This is a genomic window from Streptomyces dengpaensis, from assembly GCF_002946835.1.
Lineage (GTDB): Bacteria > Actinomycetota > Actinomycetes > Streptomycetales > Streptomycetaceae > Streptomyces > Streptomyces dengpaensis.
The window spans coordinates 8,456,030-8,482,380 of sequence record NZ_CP026652.1; the positions used below are offsets into that span (position 1 = coordinate 8,456,030).

19 protein-coding genes and 2 pseudogenes are annotated in these 26,351 nt (G+C 68.5%); 8 read left to right on the forward strand and 13 right to left on the reverse strand.

Features of this window, described 5'->3' with window-relative positions:
- Positions 1-22 precede the first annotated feature (22 nt).
- From C4B68_RS39545 to C4B68_RS39560, 5 genes and pseudogenes are all read right to left on the reverse strand, one after another.
- Positions 23-2,182: a serine/threonine-protein kinase gene (locus tag C4B68_RS39545; protein ID WP_099506492.1), complete on the reverse strand. Its 2,160-nt coding sequence runs from the start codon at positions 2,180-2,182 to the stop codon at positions 23-25.
- Positions 2,183-3,973: 1,791 nt separating this feature from the next.
- Positions 3,974-5,374, reverse strand: a pseudogene (locus tag C4B68_RS44260) (SAV_2336 N-terminal domain-related protein); the annotation flags it as partial.
- A complete protein-coding gene (locus C4B68_RS39550) occupies positions 5,371-6,462 on the reverse strand; it encodes an AAA family ATPase (RefSeq protein ID WP_206337108.1) in 1,092 nt (363 codons plus the stop codon). The gene C4B68_RS39550 and the pseudogene C4B68_RS44260, both read right to left, overlap by 4 nt.
- The gene (locus tag C4B68_RS39555) at positions 6,459-8,432 is read right to left on the reverse strand and encodes a VMAP-C domain-containing protein (RefSeq protein WP_143674546.1); all 1,974 of its coding nucleotides are present in this window, start codon (positions 8,430-8,432) and stop codon (positions 6,459-6,461) included. The genes C4B68_RS39550 and C4B68_RS39555 overlap by 4 nt, the downstream gene beginning before the upstream one ends.
- Positions 8,429-9,634 (reverse strand): RBBP9/YdeN family alpha/beta hydrolase, encoded by a 1,206-nt coding sequence (locus tag C4B68_RS39560; RefSeq protein ID WP_143674548.1) that lies wholly within the window; start codon positions 9,632-9,634, stop codon positions 8,429-8,431. Before C4B68_RS39560 ends, C4B68_RS39555 begins: the two co-directional genes overlap by 4 nt.
- Before the next feature lie 346 nt (positions 9,635-9,980).
- On the opposite strand from C4B68_RS39560, the gene C4B68_RS39565 reads away from it, so the two are divergent.
- The 5 genes from C4B68_RS39565 (at position 9,981) to C4B68_RS39590 (ending at position 14,537) form a co-directional block, all read left to right on the forward strand.
- The gene (locus C4B68_RS39565; RefSeq protein WP_099506480.1) at positions 9,981-11,003 is read left to right on the forward strand and encodes an LLM class flavin-dependent oxidoreductase; all 1,023 of its coding nucleotides are present in this window, start codon (positions 9,981-9,983) and stop codon (positions 11,001-11,003) included.
- A gap of 731 nt (positions 11,004-11,734) precedes the next feature.
- A complete protein-coding gene (locus C4B68_RS44965) occupies positions 11,735-12,142 on the forward strand; it encodes a transposase (RefSeq protein WP_373682285.1) in 408 nt (135 codons plus the stop codon).
- A gap of 281 nt (positions 12,143-12,423) precedes the next feature.
- The gene (locus C4B68_RS39580; protein WP_167458952.1) at positions 12,424-12,990 is read left to right on the forward strand and encodes a hypothetical protein; all 567 of its coding nucleotides are present in this window, start codon (positions 12,424-12,426) and stop codon (positions 12,988-12,990) included.
- A 59-nt stretch (positions 12,991-13,049) separates the two neighbouring features.
- Complete coding sequence (locus C4B68_RS39585; RefSeq protein ID WP_099506482.1) at positions 13,050-14,051, forward strand: asparaginase; 1,002 nt, start codon at positions 13,050-13,052, stop codon at positions 14,049-14,051.
- Between the two features lie 27 nt (positions 14,052-14,078).
- Positions 14,079-14,537 carry a PPC domain-containing DNA-binding protein gene (locus C4B68_RS39590; protein WP_099506483.1) on the forward strand — a complete coding sequence of 153 codons (459 nt, stop codon included), beginning with the start codon at positions 14,079-14,081 and terminating at the stop codon, positions 14,535-14,537.
- Here the strand turns inward: C4B68_RS39590 and C4B68_RS39595 are convergent.
- Positions 14,524-15,147: a nucleotidyltransferase domain-containing protein gene (locus C4B68_RS39595; RefSeq protein ID WP_099506484.1), complete on the reverse strand. Its 624-nt coding sequence runs from the start codon at positions 15,145-15,147 to the stop codon at positions 14,524-14,526. The genes C4B68_RS39590 and C4B68_RS39595 overlap by 14 nt on opposite strands.
- 321 nt (positions 15,148-15,468) lie before the next feature.
- Between C4B68_RS39595 and C4B68_RS42595 the strand changes: the two genes are divergently transcribed.
- Entirely contained in the window at positions 15,469-15,999 is a 531-nt protein-coding gene (locus C4B68_RS42595; RefSeq protein ID WP_180289399.1) for an ATP-binding protein, read from the forward strand.
- Positions 16,000-16,387: 388 nt separating this feature from the next.
- Positions 16,388-17,796: pseudogene (locus C4B68_RS39605) on the forward strand (IS701 family transposase).
- Between the two features lie 29 nt (positions 17,797-17,825).
- Here the strand turns inward: C4B68_RS39605 and C4B68_RS39610 are convergent.
- The 7 genes from C4B68_RS39610 to C4B68_RS39640 form a co-directional block, all read right to left on the reverse strand.
- Entirely contained in the window at positions 17,826-19,142 is a 1,317-nt protein-coding gene (locus C4B68_RS39610; RefSeq protein ID WP_240634637.1) for a M24 family metallopeptidase, read from the reverse strand.
- A 53-nt stretch (positions 19,143-19,195) separates the two neighbouring features.
- Complete coding sequence (locus C4B68_RS39615) at positions 19,196-20,140, reverse strand: NAD(P)-dependent oxidoreductase (RefSeq protein WP_099506485.1); 945 nt, start codon at positions 20,138-20,140, stop codon at positions 19,196-19,198.
- A 137-nt stretch (positions 20,141-20,277) separates the two neighbouring features.
- Positions 20,278-21,066, reverse strand: coding sequence for an ABC transporter ATP-binding protein (locus C4B68_RS39620; RefSeq protein ID WP_240634638.1), 789 nt, complete (start codon positions 21,064-21,066; stop codon positions 20,278-20,280).
- Positions 21,066-21,797 carry an ABC transporter ATP-binding protein gene (locus C4B68_RS39625; RefSeq protein ID WP_099506486.1) on the reverse strand — a complete coding sequence of 244 codons (732 nt, stop codon included), beginning with the start codon at positions 21,795-21,797 and terminating at the stop codon, positions 21,066-21,068. Before C4B68_RS39625 ends, C4B68_RS39620 begins: the two co-directional genes overlap by 1 nt.
- A complete protein-coding gene (locus C4B68_RS39630) occupies positions 21,794-22,852 on the reverse strand; it encodes a branched-chain amino acid ABC transporter permease (RefSeq protein ID WP_167459262.1) in 1,059 nt (352 codons plus the stop codon). Before C4B68_RS39630 ends, C4B68_RS39625 begins: the two co-directional genes overlap by 4 nt.
- Positions 22,849-23,724: a branched-chain amino acid ABC transporter permease gene (locus C4B68_RS39635; RefSeq protein ID WP_099506488.1), complete on the reverse strand. Its 876-nt coding sequence runs from the start codon at positions 23,722-23,724 to the stop codon at positions 22,849-22,851. Before C4B68_RS39635 ends, C4B68_RS39630 begins: the two co-directional genes overlap by 4 nt.
- 5 nt (positions 23,725-23,729) lie before the next feature.
- Positions 23,730-25,019: an amino acid ABC transporter substrate-binding protein gene (locus tag C4B68_RS39640; protein WP_099506489.1), complete on the reverse strand. Its 1,290-nt coding sequence runs from the start codon at positions 25,017-25,019 to the stop codon at positions 23,730-23,732.
- Between the two features lie 204 nt (positions 25,020-25,223).
- Here C4B68_RS39640 and C4B68_RS39645 point away from each other — a divergent pair, with 204 nt between their 5' ends.
- Entirely contained in the window at positions 25,224-26,237 is a 1,014-nt protein-coding gene (locus C4B68_RS39645) for a LacI family DNA-binding transcriptional regulator (RefSeq protein WP_206337109.1), read from the forward strand.
- Positions 26,238-26,351 lie beyond the last annotated feature (114 nt).

Here is a 26,351-nt window from a genome sequence, read left to right on the forward strand (position 1 = left end):
TTGCGCAGTTTGAGGAGTGGGGCTACTGGGGGTTTTGCTGCCTGAGGAACGCCACCCTGCGGTATAGCTCGACGGCCTCCTGGCCGCGTCCCAGCTGCTCCAGGCAGTGCGCCTCGTCGTTGCGGCTGGCGAGGGTGTCGGGGTGGTCGGGGCCGAGGACGCGTTCGCGGGTGTCGGCGACGGCTCGGTACTCGGTGAGGGCTTCCTCCCAGTGGCCGAGCCAGCCGAGGCCGACGGCGACCTCCCTGTGGCTGACGAGGGTGTCCGGGTGGTCATGGCCCAGTATCTGCTGGCGGATGGCGCACACGTCGCGGGACTCGGCGAGGGCCTCTTCCCAGCGGCCCATGCGGCCGAGGTTCACCCCCAGGCCGTGGCGGGCGCGCAGGGTGTCGGGGTGCGTCGGGCCCTGTACGCGGGTGCGGTCGTTGATCAGGTCCCGGTAGAGCGTCAGGGCCTCCGAGCTGCGCCCGAGCCTGCCGAGGCTGATGCCCACCTCGTAGCGGGCGGCCAGGGTGTCGGGGTGGTCGGGCCCCAGCGCCTGGGCGCGCGCGTCGGCCACTTCCTGGTGGGCGTGGAGCGCTTCGGGCCAGCGGTCGAGCTGGCCGAGGGCGTAGGCGACCTCGTAGCGGGTGACAAGGGTGTCGGGGTGGGTGGGGCCGAGGACGCGGGCCCGGGCGGCGGCGACCTCGCTCGCCATCTGGTACGAGTCCTCCAGCCGTCCGAGCCTGCTCAGGTTGAAGGCGAGGTTGTGGCGGCAGCGCAGCGTGTCGGGGTGGTCGGCGCCCATGGCGCGCTCGCGGGCGGCGAGCACTGACGTGTAGGTCTGGTGCGCTTCGAAGTGGCGGCCCAACTGGCCGAGTACGTACGCCATTTCCTGTCGAGTGGCGAGGGTGTGGGGATGGTCGGGGCCGAGGACGCGCTCCCTGGCCTCCGCGACGTGCGTGTACTCGCGCAGCGCGTCGGCGGGGTGCCCGGTGCGGCTGAGCGTGAAGCCGACCTCGTAGCGGCTGGCGAGCGTGTCGGGGTGGTCGGGTCCGAGGGCGTGCTCGCGTTCGGCGGCGACGGCGCGGTGCACCTCGCCCGCCTCGGTCCACCGGCCGAGTCGCCCGAGGCTCAGCCCGGCGTTGTGCCGCCCCGTCAGTGTGGTGATCAACTCCGGTGACGGGGTGGGCGGCGCATGTCGTACTCTCGATGTGCCTGGCGTATCGGCCTGTGGCGCCGGGGGCCCGCTATCCGTCGTCTGGATGGCACTGTTCCGGTCCGTGTCCGGCGTGTTGTTTGGCCCTGACCTGGCGGTCGCACGTGCCGCTGCGGAGCGGGGGGTCAGTTGCCCGGCTCTGAGGCGCTGCGTCAACACGGCCGCACTCTGCGGCCGGTCTTCCGGCCGTTTGGCCAACAGGTCCATGATGATCTCCGCAAGGAACGCGGGCAGCTCGGCGCGGTGATTGCGGGGCGGGTCGGGGGGTGTGTCGCGGTGGGCGACGAGGACTGACCACGCGTCGTCGAGGTCGAACGGCGGTGCGCCGGTGGCGATCTCGTAGAGTACGCAGCCGAGCGAGTACAGGTCGCTGCGCGGGTCGAGGTGGGCGCCGCTGATCTGTTCCGGCGACATGTAGTGCGGAGTGCCCATCTCGAAGCCGGTGACGGTGTTGGTCAGCTCGGCGGTGAAGCCGATGTCGTGGCCGAGACGGGCGATGCCGAAGTCGCAGATCTTCACGGTGCCGCCGACCAGCCGCATGATGTTCGCGGGTTTCAGGTCCCGGTGCACGAGGCCCTGTTGATGGGCGTAGGAGAGTGCGGAGGCCACCTGCTCGGCGATCTCAACGACATCGTGGACGCGCAGCGGGCGGTGATTGTTGTCCGCCAGGAGCTGGCTGAGGTTACGGCCCTCCAGCAGCTCCGTCACCACGTACAGCATCCCCTCGGACTCGCCGAAGTCGTGGACCACGGTCACACCACGGTGCTGGAGGGTGGCGGCCACGCGTGCCTCGCGCCGGAACCTCTCGCGCAAGGCACGCGTGAAGGACTGGTCGTCGACTGGTCCCAGCGGCTTGAGGCACTTGACGGCGACGTGCCGGCCCAGCGGCTCGTCGCGGGCACGCCACACCTCGCCCATGCCGCCGCGCCCGATCAGATTGAGCAGCCGGTACCGGCCCTGGACCAGACTGCCAACTTTGGCCATGGGGGTGGCGGCATGCTCGCGGCGGGTGGAGCGGCCAGCCAGGGCCTGCGTGACCTCTCCTTGCTGCGCGTGCTCTGCTGCGGACGCAAGCCTAGGGTCATCCAGATCCCTGAGCGCGAGCAGATCCTCGTGGTTGAACCGTTCCGGGATCAGAATTGCGCGCTCCCTGAGTAGTGCGGAGGCGCGTTCGTGCCGGAACGAGGTATCGGAGGTCTGGTCGGCTGTCAGCGTTCCCCACTGATCAGGCCAGAGCGTGCCCAGCACAAGCAGCGGTGCGCGGGCGGAGTCGTGAAGAAGCTCTTCCAGTGTGGCCGCGAACTCCTCGCCTGCCTGATCGCCGGTGAGCAGATACCGGTGGAGCTCGTCGAGCCAGACAACGGTGTGCGGACCAAGGCTGTCGAAGCCGTGTGGAACAGCATCGGGCCGGACTGGCACACTCGGGCGCCACAGCCGCCACGGGTGGGGCAGTTCGCGTACGGCCTCCCAGCAGGCGCGCGTCTTGCCGGTCACGGCACTGCCGATCAGCACGGCCAGCTGGCTTTGTCCTTGGGCGGCTTGATGGACCACGGCGCGCAGAGCATGGTCGTGTTCGCGGATCAGGTAGGGAGTGAGCGCCGGCAGAGTGCGGCCTTCATCTACCTCGACGGCTCGGTGCACTCCCAGAGCCAGCGGATCGAGGTCCGTGATCGGTTGGCCGAGCAAGGCAGAGGATCCGTCGGTGTGTCGGGCCGGCATATCGAGATCGGCGTCCTCCTGCGTGAGGAGACCGCTTGTGTCAGCAGTCGGCCGGCCGGCGGGATTCAGCAGGAGATCGGGCTTGCTCAGCATGCTGGTCGTCGCCCAGCTGACCTGATGCTCCTCGGCCATGCCGGAAATCGCGTTCATGCGGTCGACGATGCTGCCGACCCAGGACGCGGTGCCCGCCGGGCCGGCTGTGATTGCTTGGTCCAGCAGACTGGCAAAAGAGCTGTCCACGGGTGCTTGACCCCCCGTGACGGAGACCATGACTGCCAGCGCGGAGCCGTTGACCGATACCCACCGCCCACCGATGTCCGTCAGATCGACCGCTCTCAACCGTGCTCCGCGCTCTCCCACGTGAGCCGTGTCCAGCATCAACAGCACCCGCCTGCGCCCACTGCCTTGGAGTAGCGCTCTGATCAGGTCTTCAACGCGCAGTCCCGTGGTCGCCAGACGGGCGGGGTCCGTGTCAGCGGTGAATAGTAAATGTGCACCGTTCGCGCTGACGGCACTGTGCCCGGTGACGTATACGGCCAACAGGGATTCGGGGGATGAGCTGATTTCTGTGCCCAAGGCCGCAAGATGCGCGAGAAGCCGCATGCTGGTGAGATCGCGTGGGGACACGGACGCATGCTCGTAGCCGAGCCGAGTGGTGAACGTATGGGCGAGACGCCGGTGCGCTTCTTCGTCGGCCACTCGAGCCGGTGTGGTACCCCGCGGAGGGGGCAGAGCGACGGACAGCAGCAGGCCACGCGGCTCGAGTGGCCGCGGCGCAGAGCTGGCCTGCGAGGCCGACTCCGACCGAGCTCTGGCCGGTGCGGGGCGGCTCCTGTCGGCGTGGCGCCCGGCGCCTCGGATGCCGGGCGGGGCAGGGGCGCCGGAGGGGGGAGTCAGCCGGTCGGCGAGGTCCTTGTAGCGTCCGCCGAGTTTGGCGAGCACGGTTGCGGCGACATAGGCCATGGGTGGTGCGTCGGCACTGCCGAGGGCTGGCAACGGCGTTCCCTCGGGGTCCGCGAGCAGGGCGGGGAAGTCGAAGGGCTGCCCGAAGCGCTCGCTGACGAAGCGGCTGGTTTCCCTCAGGACCGTCAGCAGGTCGTCCCGCAGAAGGTAGCCGTTCAACTCGTCCCGGACGCCTGGCACGAAGTCGTACGGCGTGGCCTCGGGGTCTGCTGCTTCTTCGGCAGAGGCCGCTGCCGTGAGCAGCCCGCCGAGGAAAACCTCGGCGAGGTGGGAGGTGTCGGATGCGGGCAGCATGGTGCGCTGCACCATGCGCATCACCGGGAGGTTGAGCCACGCCGCCGAGAGGTAGCAGGCGAGTTGGAAGGCAGTGGGCGAAGCCGCGTCGCGGAAGCGGCGCACAATGGCCCCCGCTGAGGTGTCCGGTGGATGTGTTTCGCGAGCAGTGCCGGAGACAGGTGGTGTAGCGAGCAGGGCAGCAGCGTGCCAGCCCGGTGCGCCGGCCACCAGCTGCGCCCAGCCGCCGAGCCATCGGGCGGAGAGCTCCATGACAGGGACCGGGACCACGTCCCCACCTGCAGGAATGCGGCTTGTCATGGCCTGGTTGGCGGCGCCCGGCCGCGGGGTACGGATACGAGCGGGAACGGCGAGCAGACCGCTGCCGGCCCACATGCGCTGGGGGAGCACGGTGACCACCGCGGTGGGGGTCACGCCTCCCCACCGCCGGAGTACCTCCACCACGCGACCGTCGCGCCAGGCCGCACCGACGCCGTCGGTCACCACGACGACCGCTGTACGGCCCGCCGGGTCGATCACTGTGGCCGGGCTGATCGCTGCTCCGACACCCGTGCCGGAACTCCGTTCTGGGCCCAGCATCACAGGCGCTGCCGGGGGGACGGACGCATCGAAGCTGAGGGTCCGTACGGTGCGGAATGCGCCGAGCTGTTCGAACAGGGCGCGCAGCTCTGTCACTGTCCGCCGCCACACGACCATGGATGGGGAGGCGTCGACGGCCAGTACCAGGTCTAGCCAACGGTCCGGGGCCGGGCGCAGGACCGGCAGCCAGATACCTTCCTCGGCCGCCTGGGCAACAGTGGCGTCTTCATCGACCGTGAAGACGGTCTTCGAAGGCACACGCCGCTTGAGCGGGCGCAATGCACGAGCGAGGCGCAGCCGGTGACGCAGGGCTGGCACAGCTGGACTGCGCGCATGCATTGCCGGCAGCCCGGCCGCGCCCTGGGCGCGGCCATTACCGCTCTCCCCGGAGGCATGCAACGGGGCTTGTGCCTCGTCCTCGCCCGCTTCGGCGGCTTCCTCCTCCTCCGCAGCGTCGGCAGCTTCCGGCTCGGGCGCCTCCGGAGGCGGGTCGTTGGCTGTGGCCGTAGTTGCCAGCGCATCGACATTGAGGTGACCGGCCAGCCACAGGCCATCCCTCAATTCTCGGGGATCCGCCTCCACCCCGGCCTCGGCGAGGACCGCCAGCAGTCGGTCGATCATTCCGGTCCGGAAAGGGGGCGCAAGACGGCGTGGGCCACCTCGTTCAGCGAAGCGACTTCCTCGGGAGAGCGGCCCTCGTGTCGGCTGCCGGCAGTGGCGAGGTACACGGCGTTCAGCAACTGGTCGGTGGTGACCTCGGAGATTTCCCGCTTGGCCAGGAAGGAGTTGACCAGGTGTCCGGCCGTGGCGGTGGCCTCCGGGCCGAGGTGGGCAGTGATGATCTCCTCGACCTGCGTACGACCCGGAGCATCCAGGTCGAGGCGCAGACAGCGTCGCAGGAAAGCCGGCGGGAACTCCCGTTCCCCGTTACTGGTCAGCAGAACGAACGGGAACGCACGGCAGCGCACATGGCCGCTGCTGATGTTCGCATGACCGCCGGGGTCGGCGATCATCACGGGTACCGGGCCGGTCTCCTCCGGGAGCCGCTGCAGCTCCTCGATGCTGTACTCGCCCTCCTCGAAGACGTTGAGCAGGTCGTTGGGCAGATCCATGTCGCTCTTATCGATCTCATCGATGAGCAGCATGCGGGGAGTGGTGTAGGGCAGCAGGGCCGTGCCGAGCGGTCCCAACCGCAGGTGTCGGCCGATATCGGTGCCGGCGGGGTCTGCCGATGAGGAAGTCGGCTCATCGCCGGGCGGGGTCGGCTCCCCGGCGGGAGCTGCCGGCCGTTCGCGGAGACGGCGCAGGTTCTCTTCGCGCAGGCGGCCGATCGCGTCGTACCGGTAAAGGCCTTCGAGCAGGGTTGTGCGGCTGGTGATGGGCCAGCGCAGTACGGGGCCGAGCCCGAGCTCCTCGGCGATCAGATAGGCCAGCGTGGACTTGCCGGTGCCGGGCTTGCCGGTCACGAGCAGAGGGCGGCGCAGAAAGAGAGCCGCGTTGACCATCTGCACCTCCTTGTCGCTGGGAGTGCGGACCGAGGAATCCGGAGCGTCGAGCGTGCCGAGGCGGCGCGCGCTGGTAGGCACCAGCCGCTGAGGAGGTGACAAAGGCGGACCGCCGTCGAAGGCCCGCCAGTTCGGCGCTTCGGGAAGCAGGCGGATGCGGTCATGGGGCCGGCGGGTACCGGTGTAGATGGGCCACACGGTCACAGGGCCGCTCCTTCCAGAGTCGGTGGGTGCCATTGCAGTTCCGCGGGCAGACGATCCGGATCGTCCCACAGCAACACCAGGTCGCGGCCGGGGTGATCGGCATTCGCGCTGGGATGGTGTGCGGCGATCCGCTGGCCCAGGACGACATCTGGCAGGTCGCGTAGCTGACGGTTGCGCAGCACCCGCTCCAGAGCTTCCCGGCGATTTGCGTCACCACGGGTCGGCCGGTGCCACAGGGCCACGGGCATGCCTGCCGCCAGCGCCTCTTGCAGACCGGGATCCTCGTGGGGACCGTGGCTGCGGCGATAGGCCAAAGCGGCACACACCCGTGTCTGCCAGGTCTCCGCGTTGGCCGGGGTGCCCGGCAGAATGCATTCCACCCAGTGGATGGCACTGGCGTCGTAAGCGTCGCCGCGTTTGGTCAGCTCCCGCCACCGCGCTTGCAGAACCTGGACACGGTCGGGGTCGGTGAGTCGTTCCAGCGGCCGCATGACAACCGGGCAGGCGGTACCGATGGCTTGGCGTCGACCGGCGATCGGCACCGAGAGCAGTTCCAATTGGTCATCCAGCATGGGCATGTGGACGAGGAACTCGATGACGGGCGGGACGGCATCAAGCTCGGGATCGAATCCCTCGAGCAGGCGGCCCACTTCGCTGGCCAGCCGACCCGCGGCCCAGGGTTCGTCCGCACACACGACTTGCCGACTGTCGCAGCCTTCGTAACTCCAGCCGGTCACCAGCAGGCCCTCACCGAGCAAGTCGGGCTGCAGCCGTAGCACCATGTAGGTGCGGCACAACTCCGCGTCCAGCGCCCGCAGCTCCTCCAGGTCCACCTCCCACCGGGGTGCGGTCTCGTTGATCCACTCCCAGAGCCGGTGCTGAGTCACCGTGTCGGAGCTCGCCGCGAATCTGACCAGGAAACGGAACAGCGGCGCCGGCCGCACGAGATTGCGCAGCGCCACTACGGTCGAGGTGAGGTCGTCCGGCTGGTGCAGCAGAGCACTCGCGCTGACCACGTCGCGGGTCGCCTCACGATAGAGGTCGCGCAGCCGAGCTGGTGCCGACGCACCGTCGATGATCTTTTTGAGCCGCTGGAACTCGCCATGAGTGAGCAGCAAGGCGCCCACAGCCCGCGCTGAGGTACGGGCCGCGGGTGATCCAGCAGCGAAGATCAGCTCGTCCTGAGTGCTGCGCGAGCGGTACCAAAGACGGCTGGGCACCTGCGCGGTACGTCCCTGCTCCCGCAGGAGCTCGAATTGTCCACTGACTTCGCTCTGCAGGTGTCCGGCATCTGGCGGCCAGGTGCCGTCGCTGAGGCTGCCGAGCACCTCGAGCACTGTGCGAGAGAACAAGCCTGTCTTCGCGGCGTCGTCATTGACAGCCCGCTCTCCTGGACTCGCGGCCAGCAAGGCGTACTGATCGCGCCGAGGATCGGTGCGTCCCTCCGCGAAGTCTTGACGGGGCATCACTCCTGCCCAGCCGAGGTCCTCCACCAGGTTGGAGCAGGCATCTACGAGAACCAGCTGCCGGGGATGCCGGGCGTAGGTGCTCGTCCGCAGGGACCTGAGCAGCTGGGTCAGATTGAGGTTGCACTTGTCCTGTGTGGTGGCATCGGCGTAGATCAGGCGCTGCTCGTCGTGTTCGATGACGCCGTGTCCACCCCAATGGATGATCAGCAGATCACTGGTCGTGGCGGGCAGAGTCCTGGCAAACACTTCGCGGACCGTTACCTGATCAGCCGTCCCGCTCCGATAGCCATGCCTTTGTATGTGTTCGCGGACGAGGTCGGCGTTCGATGCAAGAGGTGATACGAGCAGGGTGATGTTCTCGGCCGGTACACCACAGCTGGTGAGCCAGCCTGCGAAACGGCAGGCGTCCGCGGCCGGTCCGTCCAGCCCCCACCGGCTGCCGATGTCATAGCGTTCCACACCCACGACAACGGCTCTCGTGCCACTGGGCAGCAAGGTCACGGCAACACCTCGCCAAGCAACGTGTAGAACCGTCGGTTGGCGAAGTAGGCACTGTGTGAACGGGGGAAGGGAGACTTGCTGTCGATACGGCGGTCCTCGACCCGCCGAGCAAATACTCCCTCGCCGACATAGGCGAGCAAGTCACGCTGGTCATACACATTCACCCACCGTGGCACGCTGCTGGGCAGCGTGGCGCCGAAGGGCAGGGTCGGCAGAGCATTGAGCTCGTAGAGCAGCGGAGCCTGCGAACCAACCGTGACCAGGAGTTCGACCGCCGCAAGCTGCTGGCCGGCAAGGGCCTCCAGTGAGGCAACTCCGCCCAAGCTGTGTGCGACGATCGCCACGGGGCCATCAAGGGCGCTGATGGTTTTGATGATGAAGTCACGCAGGGCCTGGCCGCGCGACAGGTACAGCAGGACATCACCGCCGGCCGGGGCGGCCATCCTGGTGATCGCCGCCCGCCGCCGCTCCACCGGCTTGGTTGCGCCCAGACTCAGGGCCAGACGCAGCCCCGAACGCAGCACCATGCCGCCCAGCCCGCGATCCGATCCTCCGAGCGCGGCAGCGATCGCGTCGACCAGGGCATCCCGGTGCGCCCCGTCCAAGGCGACCACGTCACACGCGGCGTCGTCCGCGGCCCGCAACGCCTCCGCGGTGACAGCCCGGGCCAGCGCGCCCCGTAACTCACCCCCCATGCCGTCCGCCATACGCATCACATCGGACACCGTCGGATCGGACACGACTGTCTCTACCGCATCGCCCAGTACCTCGCCCACACCGGCTTCCTCGGCCACGGCAACGATGCTCGCGTCCAGGGGCAGTCGCCGTGCCGCCTGTTCCAACTGCTGACCCATCGGAATGGCGTGAGGAGGCAGTTCCTCCGCGGTGTCCTGACCAGGCGACAACAGCCGCAACTCGAAAAGGGGGTCACGCTCGAGTAGACCCCACAGGGCGACTTCCTCATCCTCATCCGCGTCCCCGGACGCACTCGCACCCGGGTCGGTCAGTGCCCGCGCCGAATGCCCTGCGGGCACGGACACACCCTGCGCCCCGAGCGTCGAACCTGCGGTCCCGCCCCAGTAGCACTCGGCCACCTTGTAATCGGGCCGGACAAGGGCCAATTGATTCCTGAACCTCGCCAGTGCGTGACCGTATGCCGGCTGGCGAACACCAGTACCGTGCACGAATAAGACCGTCGCCACCGCAATCGCCCCCGTTCAACTCGCTCCCTGACCGGCGGGATACCCTTCGCGGACCGCCTCGTCATGCAACGGAATGCCGTGGCAAGTACCGTAGCCCTCTCTGCGGTAGAAAACACTCGGATCCTGGCTTGTCGCATGACCCCCGACCGAGGAGCTGGTAGGGGCACCTGCCTCGTGTTATCGGTCTCCGCTGTACGAGCCGCTCTCGGTGAAGGGAGCTTCGGGATCAGCTCAGGCCTTACCAGCCCGGGGCACATCCGTAGCCGTGTGTCCGGTTACAGGGGCGTGGTTGTGACAACGTCCGACGCCGGGAATCAAAAGTGGTCGCCGGACGCTTCGAGCGTACGTGAAGAAGATAGGCTTCCTCTCGTTCGGCCACTGGTCGCCGAGTGAGCATTCCCAGACCCGGTCCGCCGCCGACTTCCTGCACCAGTCCATCGACCTGGCGGTCGCAGCCGAGGAACTCGGCGTGGACGGTGCGTACTTTCGCGTACACCACTTCGCGCGGCAGGCGGCCAGCCCGTTCCCGCTGCTCTCGGCCATCGGTGCACGGACCTCGAAGATCGAGATCGGCACCGGCGTGATCGACATGCGCTATGAGAATCCGCTGTACATGGCCGAGGACGCCGGTGCTGCCGACCTCATCTCCGGCGGTCGGCTGCAACTCGGCGTCAGCCGTGGATCACGGGAACAGGTGATCGACGGCTGGCGTTATTTCGGTTACACCCCCGCCGAGGGCGAGACCGACACAGACATGGCCCACCGGCACACCGAGGCTTTCCTCAAGGCGCTCGAGGGCAGGGGCTTCGCGCAACCGAACCTGCGGCCGATGTTCCCCAACCCGCCGGGGCTGCTGCGCATCGAGCCGCACTCCGAGGGACTGCGCGAGCGGATCTGGTGGGGCTCCAGCTCGAACGCGACCGCCGTCTGGGCCGCAAAGCTGGGGACGAACCTGCAGAGTTCCACACTGAAGCACGACGAGACGGGCGAACCGTTGCACGTCCAGCAGCGCAAGCAGATCGAGGCATACCGCGAGGCGTACAAGGAGGCAGGCCACACGCGAGAGCCGCGGGTGTCGGTCAGCCGCAGCATTTTTGCCCTGACCAACGACCTGGACCGGGCATACTTCGGCCGCGACCGCAACTCGCGGGACCAGCTCGGAATGATCGACGACACGACCAGGGCGATCTTCGGGCGCTCGTACGCCGCCGAGCCGGACGTGCTGGTGAAACAGCTCCAGGAAGACGAGGCGATCCAGGCCGCGGACACCCTGCTGCTGACTATTCCGAACCAGCTCGGGGTCGACTACAACGCTCATGTGCTGGAGAGCATCCTCACCCACGTGGCACCGGAGCTCGGCTGGCGCTGAGTGTTCCGCCGACCTGCGTGCGGTGCGGGCCGACTCGTCACTGTGGTCGTCAGGCCCCAGCGCGGCTTGGTCCGGTGATCAGTGCCGAGCCGCGACCGGCGACCGGAGGGGCTCCGATCCCTCGGCGCCACCGCCTGTGCCTGGGGCCAGGTCGCGTCCCAGCTCGGCATCACCGTCCGGGCCTGGGTCGCGTGCTAATTCACCATCCTCGGCATCACGGCCCGCCCCCGACCCTGGCTCTGGGGCGGGCGCCACCTCGGTGTGGAAATCGCAGACCGTTGTGTCGGCGTTGATCGCAGCTGCGGCTGCCGTCATGAGTGCCGTCATCGCTGCCGTGGTGACCTTTGCCGGGGCTGATTCCGGCTCAGCAGACTCGGCGAGTCGAGAGGGGCGCAAGGTCAGCATCTCGTGGACCGAGTCTGCCGCAACGTCGTCGACCAAGACGTACGTTTTTTCCGGTACGGCAACCGGCCTGGATGATCTTGACGTTATCCATGTCATCGTCGAACTACCTGGAGGGTCGTCCCCTGCGAGCACTGGTGCTGAGCCGGGGGAGAAGTGGCTCGTTTCGCCTCCGGCGGAGATCCTCACGGGCGACCGGTGGAAGGTTGCTTGGACTATCAAGAAGCCCCCGCCGAGCGGACGTTGGGTCGCTGTGGTCATGGGCCCGTGGCCTGCACAACGACGCAACCGCCGTCACAGCGGCCCAACTACGAGACGTAACGAGGTTGATGCAGGCTGGCCAGTGGCAGGCCGGTGATCCGGAGATCCTGATCGTCATGGACTCCGGCTACGACGTGGCCTACCTCTCACACGCCCTCACGGACCTGCCCGTCGTGCTGGTCGGGCGCCTGCGCTCGGACCGCGTCATGTGTGCCGGGTTTCGGAATGAACACCCGGCGCGCGGGCAACGGCCGCCAGCGGCCTTCCTTGAGTTCCGCGGCCAGTTCGTCAAGGAGCCGGTCGATGCCGTACTCCTCGATCTGCGTGAGAGTGATGGCGTCAAATGCCTGGAGCGCCGTTGTTCCGACGCACCATCGGTCCACCGGTCCAGTCTCTTTGTTGTGCCGCGCCAATGTGCCGCGAAAGCGGCCGTACTGTGCCCGGCTGCCGGAACGACGAAGTCCGGCGACCGCTGACACGCCCCCGGGCGCGGCTAACGCTGCTGAGGAGCGTCGACATGACGAACGCAACAGCTCTACTTGCGCAAGGATTACCGGGCGTGAGGATGACCATCGAGGTCCATTCGGTCACCCGGGACGGCATCGCGACACCCCCGCGCGTCACCGTGAGCGTGCCGTACGGCTGCGCCGGTGCCCAGTGTTCAACGCTGACCGTAACGCCTTGCCCGCTCTGTCCGGACGCGGACAGTAGCGGCAGGTCGACGTGGAGCCGCGCGGATGTGGCAGGTGCCTCCGAGGTGCCGAGCCCTGCGGAGACCACATGGGCGCAGGTGAGGGCCAGTTCGGTGGTCACGAGGAACCCCAGGCCCACAGGCTCGCCCACCTCCTCGCCGGCGTACGAGCGCGTTCTGATGTTCCTCGCCATCGCGCTCATGGAGTCCTTCGGCATCCGCACCTGGGTGACCAACGACGGCGGCTTTGCCCACACCGACGGCTTCGCGCTGTCCCATGGGCGCCGGGCCGTCATCGCCTCGTGGGTACGGACCGAGGGGGCCTCCCACCTCGCGGTCACCGCGCGGCCGGGAGCCCTGCGGACGTTCGCCGACGTGACCGGCCACGTCAGCGACCACTCTGCCACGGCGGCCGAGCAGGCCGGACAGCGCCTCGTGGCAACCGCGGAGTACCTCGGCCTCGATGCCTCCTGGCTCGGTCGCCGGTGCGCACAGTTGTCGGCCGTCGGCACGGAGCGGCTCGCCCGGCCGCGCAGCCGGTTACTCGGCCTCGAAGGGCTGGAGGCCGCCTGCCGGTTCGTCGCCGAGCAGCTGGTGATCATTCCGCGTACCCGGACGATGCCGACCCGATAGCCTGCCAGAACCACTGGTGAGGCCGCGCTCGGCGGCGTCCGGATAGGGGAGCAGGGGATATGACGGAGTCGGGCAGGCACGTGGCGGTCTTCTCCCTCGGCGGCACGATCGCCATGACCACCGATCCCACCACCGGAGGCGTTGTACCCGCGCTCTCGGCCCACGAGCTCCTCGCAGCGGTACCCGCCCTGGCCACGAGCGGCATCGGCCTCAAGGTGCAGGACTTCCGGCGTCTGCCCGGCGCCTCCCTGACCTTCGAGGACCTCACCGCACTGTCGGCCGCGATCACAGCGGAGCTGGAGGCCGGAGACATCGACGGCGTCGTCATCACCCAGGGCACCGACACCATCGAGGAGACCGCCTTCCTCCTCGACCTCTACCACAGCCACGAGCAGCCGGTCGTCGTCACCGGCGCGATGCGCAACCCCACCCTTCCTGGCGCCGACGGCCCGGCCAACCTCCACGCCGCCGTCCTGGCCGCCGCCGATCCCGACCTCAGGGGCGCCGGCTGCCTCGTCGTACTCGGCGACGAGATCCACTCGGCCCGGACCGTCCGCAAGTCCCACACCACCAGCCCCGCCGCCTTCACCTCACCGTCGTGCGGCCCGATCGCACGGATCGCGGAGAACCGGGTGCGGATGGTGGGCGGCCTGCCGAGCCGCGGACCGCTGGTCAGCGCCCCCGACCGCGAGGTGCGCGTCGGGCTCTACACCGTCACCCTCGGCGACGACGGCGCCCTGCTCGACCTGTGGGACGGAAACTGCGACGGACTCGTGGTCGCGGCCTTCGGCGTCGGCCACGTCCCGGAGCGTCTCGTCGAAGGGCTCACCAAGCTCGCCTCCCGCATTCCCGTAGTCCTCGCCTCCCGCATCGGCAACGGTCCCGTCCTGTCCGACACGTACGGCTTCCCCGGCTCCGAGAAGGACCTCCTCGGCCGAGGGCTCATCGGCGCCGGAGACCTCAGCCCGTACCAGGCGAGGCTTCTCCTCCACGCCCTGCTCGCCCACGGCGCCGACGGGGCGACGGTCCGCGAGACTTTCACCACCGCCTTCGCCTACTGACCCCACCTCTTCTGGAGGCACCCGCACATGCGTGCTCACGAGCTGACCGTAGGCCGCACCTTCGGCGTCACCTTCGACCACGGGGAGGATTTCTTCGAGGCGCTGTCCACCTTCTGCCGGGACAACGGTGTGCGGCAGGGCTACATCCCCTCGTTCATCGGAGCCTTCGCGGAGGCCGAGATCGTGGGCGCCTGCGAGACGCTCGAGGACCCGGACGCACCGGTCTGGTCGAAGACCTATGTCACCAACGTCGAGGCATTCGGCGCGGGCACTCTCGCCCACGACCCGGCCACCGGCGGGATACTCCCGCACATCCACGTCTCCGCCGGCCTGAAGGCTCATTCGGCCGACGGCAGGACGAGCCACCTCCTCAGCGCCAAGGTCCAGTTCCTCAGCGAACTGCTGATCGTGGAGGTCACGTCTCCCACGATGACCCGACCTCGGAACCCCGATCTCTACGACGTTCCGCTGCTCACGTTCGGCTGATCGGAAGGAGTCGGCGGAGCCAGGGGTGGTCCGGTGCGATCACCTTGATCGCGTCCGCCAGCCAGACGCGCTGCGACAACCCCAGGAGCGGCAGCACCGCCTCGAAGTCGATCTCGTCCTTCTCCCGGGTCGCCTTCGCCTTGTAGAAGAGCTGCACCTCCGGCGCGAGATACGGGACACCCGTCTCGCTCGTCCGCCCGAGCCGGTCGATCGGGAGCCGGACCTCCGGGTCGCGCCGCGAGACCCACTGAGTGCCCTCGGCCTCGTCCACCATGATCTGGATGGACCAGGGTGCCTCCGGCGTGCGGCGGCACCAGATGTCGTGGAGCGGCGGCCGAAGGACCTCTCCAGGACGCCACGGTCGCAGCTCCCCCTGGCCGGGCGGGTCCGCCACGTACAGGTCCCAGCCGGCCAGGAGATCACGTACGAGGGCCTGGTCGCGGCGTAGGACGAGGATGTCGAGATCACCGTGCGGGCGCAGGTGACGGCCGACTGCGAGCTCGATTGCGTATCCGCCGGCGATCCACCACGGGAAGTCCGGCTTGGCGAACACCGCGGCCACATCCTCGGGACGATCCGGCACCCAGTGCCCCAACACATCAGCACTCACCCGCCCATGCTCCCAGTGACCAGGCGAGCGAAGGCGAAGGGCGGCGGCGAGTCGGCAGCCTGGACTGGCCGCCCGCTCGCTCGCACGCTCATAAACGCCCATGAGCATCAGGGCCACCGGCGGCCATCGTTGAGTGCGTGACTCGCGACCGGCCTTGCGGCTCGGGGCTTGAGCCACGATCCTCCCGGATCCACAGGCGCCCGAAGTCAGGGTGCTTCCTGCGGCAGCACGCCTCTCGGTGGCGTACTGCCCTACTTCCGTGACCACATCGCAGCCCCGGGAGAAGGTCATCGACGTCACCCACAGGAGGTCCGCCGCCCGATGATCAGCGCGCCGTCCGCCACTCTCGGCCTCGTGTACCGCTGGACCGACCACACCCTCAACCCGACCGGGGAAGTCCGCGCGGTTCAGCGAGGCGTCCTCAAGGATTTGGGCCTGTCCGGAAACGTCATCAGTGACGGCGTCCTGGGAGTCTCGGAGCTCGTGGCGAACGCGCACGAGTACGCGTGTGGCCCGTACGAGGTGCGCCTCCGCTCGGCCGCCGGGAGATACATCTGCGAGATCCATGACGGGGATCCTCTGGTCCCCACGGGCCGCTACCGCGGTGCCACGCTCTCGCCGGACGCCGAACCGGCTGAGGGGGCGAGTGGGTTGCTAGCTGAGCGGGGACGGGGCCCGCGCATCGTGAATGAGTTGGCCCAGGGGCAGTGGGGGTTCCACGCCACGGATTGTGGCGCCAAGGCCGCCTGGATCGTGCTGGCCACGGCTTCGGTGGCGCTGTCCGAGGGGAAGGATGCTGACGGTGCTCGGGCATCCTGTGCCGAGAGCGAACCAAGACACCAGAAAGCTTGACGGTGCATCGGATCCAGTCCGAAGAACCCCGCCAGGACGCGTCCGGCCAGGCAAGCGGGGGTGCAGAAGGCGCCGAGACGCGATCCAACGGCGAGCTGCCGACCGCACCGTGCCGGTCCGTTTGCGCCCCCAGCCGTGCCCAGGTGATCCGGACGACGGCGCCAAGCGACGCTGTCCAACCGCTGACTGACCAGGCGGATACCTCTCGGTCCGCTGGTGCGGTGAACCTGTGCGGACCGGTCAGCGCAGCCCCGCGAACACCACAGCTGCCGCCGTGCCGCCCACGATGGCGCGAGGAATCCAGCACTAGCGGTGGTTTGTTGACGACGGGTTCGTCCGGGAGTAGGCCGTGTGGTGAAGGCGTCAACTACGGTCTGGGGAGCCCGAGATGACGAAGAGGCTGTCGTGTCCGCCCGCGCCGGGGCCGTTGGAAGCGTACGCCGTCCGGTTCGATGACCTCTTCTCCACGCTGGCTCAGCGGCGTGGGTTTCGTGAGAGTACCTGGCCGGGCTGCTGCTGCCGCGGGACCGGAACAAGACACTGACCTGCCTGGCAGGTACGGAACCCGTGGTCGGCGCCCAGCATGCGGCAGCCCAGCGGCTGCAGTTCTTCCTTTCCGAGTCGACCTGGGACCAGGAAGCCATCAACGCCCGCCGGATGGAGCTGCTGCTGGCCGACCCGGCCACCGCCCCGCACCCGGGCGGGGTGCTGGTGGTCGACGACTCCGGGGACCGCAAGGACGGCAGTGCGACCGCGCACGTGGGCAAGCAGTACCTCGGCTCGGTCGGGAAGATCGACCGCGGTGTGGTCACGGTGACCACCTGCTGGGCGGATGAGCGGGTCTACTACCCGCTGCACGCCGTCCCCTACACCCCCGCCCACCACTTCCCACACGGGAAGAGTGATCCCGAGTTCCGTACGAAGCTGCAGATCGGGGCCGTCTTGGCCCGTCAGGCCGCAGAGGCAGGGGTGTCCTTCCGAGCGGTGGCAGCCGACTGTGCCTACGGCGACCACGACAGCTTCCGCAGGGAACTGTCCGCCGCCCACCTGCCGTTCGTGATGGCCCTCAAACGAGGCCACGGCACATGGCAGTACAAAGACGCCTTCCGGCCGGTGGATGCCGCCCGCGAACTGGCCTGGCGGGGTCCCGAGCAGCCCGGCGACTGGCAGCCGGTCACCCGTGCTTTCCGTGACGGCCGCACCACCACCTGGTGGGCCGCCGACGCCCAGCTGGGCTGGTGGGGACCCAACGGCGCGATCCGGCTGGTCGTGGCCACCACCGACCCGGCCACCCTGCCCAAGAACGCCACCTGGTACCTGGCCACCAACCTGCCCCGCCCCGGCTCACCCCGCGAGCAGTGCAGCCGGCACCCGGCGGCCGACCTGACCGAAGTCGTGCGGATCTACGGGCTGCGGCACTGGGTTGAGCAGAGCTACAAACAAGTCAAGGACGAGCTCGGCTGGGCCGACTTCCAGGTCCGCTCCAACACCGCCATCCGCCGCCACCAGACCCTGGTCACCTGCGCGTTCAGCTTCTGCTGGAACACCTGGTTCGCCCCGCCCCCGCCCGTCCGGCCACAGGCCGAACACGACGACCCGCCACCGGCGGGAAAGAGGGAGCGAGACGGAACACCATCCACCTCAACCGCCCTGCTGGCCCCGGGCGATCCGGGCCGTCCGTGGCTGGCTGGTGCCCTGGAACACGCTGCGACGCTACTGGCGGGCCTGGACACCCCAGCCCCCACCCACCGAACTCCAGGCCATGATCGACGCCGTCGCCACCGGCAGACCTCTTGATCTCTACCGCCCGGTCTAACAAACCACCGCTAGTACGGATTGGCGACGAAGAGTTCCTGGGCCGGGAAGAGGGTGAGGACCCGGACGCCGTCGGCGGTGACCACGACCTCCTCCTCGATTCGCGCCGCGGAGTAGCCGTCGGCGGCGGGGCAATAGGTCTCGAGCGCGAAGACCATGCCCTCGTGGATCTCGGCGGGGTGCTCGAGGGAGTTCAGCCGACTGATGATCGGCCGCTCGTGCAGACCGAGACCGAGACCGTGGGCGAACTGCAGCCCGAAAGCGTCCATTTCGGTGGCGAAGCCGAACTCGGTGGCCTTGGGCCAGGCCTTGGCGATGACGTCGGTGGTCTGTCCGGGGCGCACCAGCTCGATCGCGGCGTCGATCCACTCCCGCGCCCTGGTGTAGGCGTCGCGCTGCGCGGGCGTCGAGGAGCCGACGTTGAGGGTGCGGTAGTAGCAGGTGCGGTACCCCTGGTAGGACTGAATGATGTCGAAGAAGCAGGTGTCACCGGGACGGATGAGCCGGTCGGTGAAGTTGTGCGGATGCGGGTTGCACCGCTCCCCCGACACCGCGTTGATCGCCTCGACGTCGTCCGAACCCTGCTCGTAGAGGTACTTGTTGGCGAGAGCGACGATGTCGTTCTCGCGCACACCCGGCTTGAGGGCCTCGGAGATCTGCTGGTAGGCGCCGTCGACCATCGCCGCCGCCTGCGAGAGCAGCATGAGCTCGTCGGCGTTCTTGATCGCGCGGGCGTCCAGCATGACCTGCTGGGCGTCCACGGTGGTCAGTCCGGCACGCTGCATCTCGAAGAGGAACGGGGGCTCGACGATGTCGACGCCGATCGGGGCGTCGGCGACCCCGTGGTCGACGAGAATGCCCTTCAGTTCGGCGACCGCACGCTCCATCAGGCCGACTTCGGGACCGATGGCGCCGCGCAGGCCGAGCATGCCGGCCCGGCAGTTCTCCGGCCCCAGCCACGGCGCATGAAGCTGGTGGTGGCGTGCGGCGGACCCGAAGTCCCAGACGACGGGCTCGTGATCGCGGGTCAGCAGCGCATAGCGGGTCATCTTGTCCCGCGACCACTCACCGATCACCGTGCCGGTGACATAGCGGATGTTGTTGATGTCGAACAGCAGGACCGCACCCAGGTCCGTGCTCTCAAGGGCCGCCCTGGCGCGGGCCATGCGGTAGGCACGCAGCCGGTCGAAGTCGATCCGGGTCTCGAAGTCGACGTCGGTGTGTCCGGGCGCGGGCACCAGCGGGCTCCTGAACAGGGCTGCCCGCTCCTGCGCCACCTCGGACGAATTGAAAAGGACGCCGGTGGTGTCGGTGGTCGTGTCGGTCACGCTGGTCTCCTGGTTCACATTGCTGTCATAGGCGTGGGTAACATGAGGCAGCGTCAGGAGGCGTCGCTCAGACCGTCCGTGACTTTGGTGTCCTCCGGCTCGAGGGTCAGACCGGCGGCGAGGGCCGCCTCGGTCAGCAGGACCGCAAAGTCGATGTCACGGTGCCCGCGGCCGATGGAGTGTTGCACCAGCTGGTGGGTCAGCGACGCGACCGGCATGGGGACCTCCAGTTCCCGGGCGACGGCCAGGCCCAGGTCGAAGTCCTTGCGCAGCAGCTCGGGCGTGAACGTCGGGCTGAGGTCGAGGTTCACGAAGGCGGGGGTCTTGTACTGGGTGAAGACCGACCCCATGACCGAGCCGTTGAGGAACTCCAGGAAAGCGGCTCGGCTCACGCCGCCCTTCTCCGCCAGCACGGTGATCTCGGCCAGCGACTGGGTGACGACACCGAGGAAGATGTTGTGCGCCAACTTGACCAGCCGAGCCACCTCGTCGCCACCGGCATAGGTCACCGCGCGCGGCGCGATGGCAGACAGCAGTGGCGCGACCTCGTCGAACACCTCGCGGGGCCCGGAGGCGACCATGGAGAGCTTGCCCGCCTTGACGACCTTGCCGTTGCCCGAGACGGGTGCGGCCAGCAGGGCGGTGCCGATCTGCTCGGCCTCCTGGCGAACCTGAGCGGAGACATCTGCGGACACGGTGGAGCAGTCCACCAGGATGCGCGGCTTCGCCGACTGCCGCAGGATGCCATGCTCCCCTAGGGTGACCTCGGCGAAGTCCTTGCTGGCGCTGACCATCGTGAAGACGATGTCGCGGTCGGCGAGTTCGGCGGCGGTGTCGACGACGGTGGCTCCGAGTTCAGTCAGCGGCTCGCACTTGCTGCGGGTCCGGTTGTAGACGGTGACGTCGTGGCCGGCCTTCAACAGGCGCGAGACCATGGCGTATCCCATCCGCCCGGTGCCGGCCCAGCCGATGGTGGTACGCGGTGTGTTGTCGCTCATGAGTCAGTCCTCAGGTCGAAGGGCCGCGCGAGCACGGCCTGGCATGGCATTGACGTGGACAATCGATTGCATCACCTTTCCCGGGCGGCGGAGGTGTGCCGCCACGGGATTGGCTGGGGAGGAGTGAGTGCGAGTGGTCAGTCGCCGGAGACGGCGGACGCGGCCGGTACCGCGTCCTGGACGGCCGTACCGGCACCGAGGTAGAGACGACCGACCTCGGGATCGGTGAGCAGGTCGGCACCGGTTCCGGTCAGAGCGACCCGGCCGCCCTCCAGAACCACACCAGTGTCCGACACGGCCAGGCCGGAGCGTGCGTTCTGCTCGACCAGCAGTACCGTGCGCCCGGAACGGGCGAGCCCGGCGACATTGCGGAACACCGCGGTACGCGACTTGGGGTCCAGGCCGATGGAGGGTTCGTCCAGGAGGATGAGGGCCGGGTCGAGCATCAGGGTGCGGGCGATCTCGACGGTCTTCTGCTCCCCTCCGGAGAGCGAGCCGGCATGGGCGTCGGCCCGCTCCGCCACCAGCCGGAAGGTGGCGGCGATCTCTTCCCACCGCTGCGCGACCAGCCGCCGGTCACGCAGCACGAAGCCGCCCATCTCGATGTTCTCCCGCACGGTCATCGCCGGGAACAGGCTGCGGTCTTGCGGCACATGGACGATGCCGCGCAGCAGCCGCTCCCGTGCGCTGAGCCGGGAAATGTCCTCGCCGCGGAAGGTGACGGTGCCGTCCTGCGGCCTGAGCAGCCCGGAGATGGTCTTCAGCGTTGTGGACTTGCCGGAGCCGTTGGGCCCGATGAGACAGGTGACCTGCCCGGCGGGCAGCGAGAGGTCGACACCGCGCAGGATGAGGCCGGCGCCGTATCCGGCTGTGATACCGCTGAGCCGGAGCAGCTCCCCGGGCTGCGGAAGTTGATAGCTCGTCACTAGTCCCCCAGATAGGCGTCGAGGACCCGGGCATCGGTCTGGATCTCAGCCGGTGTTCCGGTCGCGATGGTCCGTCCCCGGTCCAGCACGATGACCGGGTCGCACAGCCGCATCACCAGCGGCATGTCGTGCTCCACCACCAGGAAGGTCACTCCCTGTGCGTTTCTGGCCCGCACATGGCGCTCCATCGTCTCGATCATCACGGGGTTCACCCCTGCGGTTGGCTCGTCGAGCAGCACCAGACGCGGATTCGCCATCAGCACGGCGGCGAACTCGCACAGCTTGCGCTGGCCGTAGGAGAGGTCGGCGGCCTTGACGTCGGCCTTGGCGGCCAGACCGAAGTCCTCCAGGAGCTCGTCGGCGCGGGCCCGGTCGGCGCGGGCAGCCCGCGGGCCGAGCAGCCCGGTCCAGCGGTGCCCCGCGGCCGCGACCAGGTTCTCCCGCACGCTGAGCGAGCCGAAGATGCGTGCCTGCTGGAAGGTGCGGGTCAGTCCGCGGCGATAGAGCAGCGCCGGGTCCGGCTTGCGGTACTCCGTACCTGCGAACCGCACCGATCCGGCGTCGGCCCCCAGATAGCCGGTGATCATGTTGAACACGGTGGTCTTGCCGGATCCGTTGGGGCCGATCAGTGCTGTCACCGACCCTTCCTCGACCGCGAACGAGCAGCCCTGGACCGCTCGCACCCCGCCGAAACCCTTGCTGAATGAACGGACCTCGAGCAGCACTGTCATCGCTTGTTCACCCGCCCTCCGAGGCGCAGCCGGTCCGCCACCGACGGCAGGATGCCGCGCGGCAGGACCAGCATGACGGTCAGGAACAGTGCGGCGTACCCGACCAGGTGGAGCGAGTTGGCCCCGAGCCGGTACGCCAGGTACTGCTGGAATGGCACCACCAGGAACGCGCCCAGCACCGGGCCCCACAGGGTGCCCCGTCCGCCCAGGAACACCATCAGCACCATGCCGATGGTGACCAGCGGGTCCACCGCGAACGCCGGGTAGACGAAGGAAACGTAGTACGCCCAGACGGCGCCGACCGCGCCGGTGATGCCGACCGAGAGTGAGAAGGCGGCCAGTTTCGCCACGGTCGTCGGCGCGCCGACGCCCCGGGCCTTGTCCTCGTCATCGCGAACGGTGAGCAGGACCAGTCCCAGCCGGGAGCGGCGGACGTACCAGGTCACAGCGACGGCGAAGGCCAGCACGGCGACCAGCACGTAGTAGAACGGGAACGCGTAGTACGCGGCGCTAAACGGGGCGGGCGCGATGCCTACGCCCTGGGCGCCGCCGGTGAGCCCCTTGGCGTTGTATGCGATGGTCTGGGCAAGGAACAGCAGGGTGATGGTGACGATGGCGAAGGTCGTCGTCCTGGTACGCATCGCCACCCAGGCCACCGGAAGCCCGAGGGCGGCGGTGACGACTGCCACCAGCGGCAGCGCGAGGAAGGGCTCCCAGCCGGAGACCGGCGGATGCTGGTTGAACCAGATCGCCTGAGTGTAGGCGCCGACGCCGAAGAACGCGGCGTGACCCAGGGAGGGATAACCGGCGAAGCCTCCGACCAGGTTCCAGGCACTGGCCATGGCCGCGTACATCATGGTGAAGATCAGCAGGTTGACGATCCAGGGCGCGCCGACGGTCCAGGGAGCGGCCAGCAGGGCTCCGAAGAACACCACCGGTACCGCGCCGCGCGGCAGCCGTCCGAGCCAGGTAGCAGCACTACGGCCGACGGCGGCGGCCTTCGGTTCGGCGGCCGACGCGGACGTCACCGAGGGAGCGGTGGGAGTGGAGGTCACAGCGCACCCCTCAGCTGAGCACCGAACAGCCCGCGGGGCCGTACGAGCAGGACAAGGAGCAGGGCGACGAAGAAGGTCGCGGAGGCCCATGCCGGGGACCAGGTCGCGGCGACCACCGACTCGGCCACACCCATCAGGATGCTGGCCGCCACGGCGCCGCCGAGGCTGCCCAGACCGCCGAGGACGACGATGGCCAGCAGCCGCGCGATCAGGTCGTAGTGGCTGGCCGAGTTGAAGGGGTACACCAGGCCGAACACGGCGCCGGCGGCCCCTGCGGTCGCCGCTCCCAGGCCGAAGCCGAGTGCGGAGACCCGGTCGGGGTCCACTCCCAGCAGTCGGGCCGCGGTCGGGTTCTGCACCGTGGCCCGGATGGAGGCGCCGAATCGGGTGCGGTGCAGGAGCACCCACAGTCCGCCGAGGACGGCCAGTGAGAGACCGAAGGCAGCCAGCCTAGTCACCGACAGGTGGTAGCCGGCCAGCTCCAACGACTCGTCCCGGTAAGTGGCGTTGATGGACCTGTAGGTCGTCTTGTAGGTGGCGGCCAGAACACCCTCGACGGCCAGCGCGACCGCGAACATCACCATCAGGCTCAGCTCGCCGTCACCGGCCTTCAACGGGCGCAGGAAGACCCGGTGCACCACCACGCCGAGGAGGAACATCAGCGGGGCGAGGAGCAGGATGGTGAGGAAGGGATCGATTCCCGCCGTCGTGAACAGGGTGCAGGACAGATAGGCGCTGAGAACCACCATGGCGCCCTGCGCCAGGTTGATGACGCGCATGATGCCGAAGATCAGCGTCTGGCCGCTCGCCATCAGCGCGTACACGCCGCCGGTGAGGACACCGAGGATGACCGCTTGGACAAGGGTGTGCATGCCGCTCACTTCCCCCAGGCCGGCTTCGACGTCAGCGGCTGGACGGCGGCGACTTCGGCTGGGAAGACCGGGGTCAGCCGCCGGTTCTGCCACTGGACCAGGGTGTAGTTGCTCTGCGGCTCGCCGTAGGCATCCCAGGACAAGTCGCCGATCGGCGTGGTCCAGGTGCCCGAGTGCAGGGTCTTGACGATGGTGGCGTTGTCGGCCTTACCGGTCTTCTTCGCGACCTGCTCGACCAGTACGCCGACGGAGTACGCCTCGGCGCTGGTGGTGTCGATACCGGTCTCTTCCCCGCCGTACTTGGCCAGGTACGCCTTGACGAACTCGGCGGCGCCCGGCTGCTTGGAACCGGCGAACCAGTCTCCGGTGGTGAAGATTCCGTTGACGTTGTTCGAACCGACCTTGTCGGGGAACTCCACCGGGTTGTTGGCGCCGTTGGACATGAACAGCCACTTGGGACTGAACTTGAGCTGCTTCATGGCCTTGACCTGTGCGTAGGCGTCCTCGGACTGGGTGCCGGATACCACCAGGTCGGGCTTGCCGGCCGCCACCTTGGCGATCACCGGGGTGAGGTCGGTGAGGCTGTCCGGGTAGGTCTCGGAGTACACCGTCCTGATCCCGGCGGCCTCCAGGCGCTTGCGGAGGTTCTCGGCGAGCGGCGCGGCGAACGGGTCGTCGAGCGCGGCGTACGCGGCGGTCTTCGGCCGCTGGTCGGCAGGGAGCTTCAGCAGGTAGTCGGCAAAGATGTCGCCCTGCCTGACGATGGAGGCGGGCTGAACGAAGAACAGGTTGTCCAGGCGCTGTTCGAAGACCTTCGGCCCGCCGCCGGCGGGCTCCAGAAAGGCGTACCCGTACCGCTTGGCGACCTGCGACGCGGGAATGCTCAGCAGGCTGGAGAACGGGCCGAAGACGAGGTCGACCTTGTCCTTGGTAATGAGGTTGGTGTAGTTGGTCGTCACCTGGTTGGGGTTGGAGGTGTCATCGACGATCTTGAGGACGACCTTGCGGCCCAGCACGCCACCGCGTTCGTTGACGTCGGAGGCCCATAGGTCGTATCCGCGCTTGGCGGCCTTGCCCGGGTCGGCGAAGTCGCCGGTCAGCGAGAGCGACACACCGACCGTCAGTGTGTCCTTGGCCGCGGCATCGCCGCCCGCGTCCGGGCCCGCGGTTGCGGGGCCGCATGCCGCGAGGGACATGCTGACCGCGACCGCGGCCAGTGCCGCCAGCAGCCGCCTGCGGCGGCGCTCCCGAAACAGCAGTTGAACGGCCTCGCCTGACAATCGATTGCCATCCATGGCAAGCGGCTCCCTGACTCAATGAGAGTGGAATACACGGCGTCTCGCGGTCCGGCCCGCGGATCTCGGTGAAGGGCAGTGCAATGGGTTGCCGCGAAGCTACGGCCGCCTCTAGGGGGTGTCAAGGGTTGCTGCAGAGGTATGCAATCCATTGCCATGGCAATGGATTGCCCTGGCAATGAGCAGGGCCTAAGGTATGGAGGTGTGACGAGCTTGAGTGACGTGGCGCAAGCGGCCGGAGTCCATCCGGGCACCGCGTCCCGAGCGCTGAATCCTCAGACCCGCCACCGTGTGTCGGCGGAGACCGCGCAGCGTGTCCAGGAGGCGGCCGACCGGCTCGGCTACCAGCCGAACTCGGTTGCGCGGGCGCTGCGCACCCGGCGCTCGCACATGGTCGCGATTCTCATCCCGGATCTGACGAACCCTCTGTTCCCGCCCATCGTCAGAGGTGTCGAGGAGGTGCTGGCGCCCGCGGGCTACTCGGCAATCCTGGTCAACACGGACAATGACGAAGCCAAGGAAGGGCATCTCTTCGCCGAGCTGCGCGGTCGCCAGTGCGACGGCTTCATCGTGGCGACAGCGCGGCGCGAGCACCCGCTGCTCGAGCAGGCCGCAGCGGAGGGGGTAGCGATGGTCCTGGTCAACCGCGTGACGGACAGGCGACCTGCGTCGTCGGTGACGGCCGACGAAGCCGGCGGTGTACACGCCGCGATCGCCCACTTGTCCTCCCTGGGGCACCGGCGGATCGCGCATCTGGCGGGCCCTCAGAATCTGTCGACCGGTCTGATCCGATACCGGGCGTTCGTCGATGCCTGTGACCGGGCGGGGCTGGGCCCGGACGACCGCCCGGTCGTTGTCTGCGACTCCTTCAGCGAGACCGCCGGCGAGGCGGCGATGCACCGGCTGCTGCGGGAATCCGTACGGCCCACGGCGGTGTTCGCGTCCAACGATCTGCTGGCCCTGGGTGCTCTGGACGCTACGAGGGCCGCCGGACTGCGCTGCCCACAGGACCTGTCCGTGGTCGGCTTCAACGACATGCCCTTCCTGTCCCGGATGAGTCCAGCGCTGACGACCGTGCACGTTCCGCAGCGGACGATCGGCGCCGAAGCCGCCCGCATGCTGTTGCAGTCCCTCGAGGACCCGGGCCCACCGCGCTCGTTGCTCCTGGGGTGCGAACTCGTCGTACGGGCCTCGACCGGCCCTGCCCCGAGGAACTGACCGACCGACAGGCAGGCCCGGTAGGGATTTGCGGGTACTTCACGAGTTGCCGGACGGACCTTGACTGCTCCCCTCCCTGAAGGGAGGGGATTTTCTCCTTCAGAGTTGAGTGGG